This is a genomic window from Pectobacterium hainanensis (assembly GCF_046237015.1).
GTDB lineage: Bacteria > Pseudomonadota > Gammaproteobacteria > Enterobacterales > Enterobacteriaceae > JBJYIN01.
Genome location: NZ_JBJYIN010000069.1, coordinates 1 through 239, shown reverse-complemented (window position 1 = coordinate 239; position 239 = coordinate 1). Strand labels below are relative to the sequence as shown.

1 protein-coding gene is annotated in these 239 nt (G+C 36.4%); it reads left to right on the top strand.

Annotation, left to right across the window (positions count from 1 at the left end; translation table 11 throughout):
- A partial coding sequence (locus ACKPVM_RS20535) for a solute carrier family 23 protein (protein WP_409311592.1) occupies positions 1-239 on the top strand: 239 nt, incomplete at both ends.

The following is a 239-nucleotide window of genomic DNA, read 5'->3' as shown; positions in this document are numbered from 1 at the left end:
ACATGAAGGCATGACTTTCGCAATTGCATTCTCTGCTGTATTCGTAGCAGGTATGATTTTAATTTTGCTATCATTTACATCTTTCCGTACAAAATTAATGGAAGCAATTCCTGAAAACTTAAAACATGCAATTACTGCTGGTATCGGGCTATTTATCGCCTTTATCGGTTTACGTTTAACAGGTATCGTTACAAAAAATGATGCAAACTTAGTTGGACTTGGTGATCTTCACTCTGCTC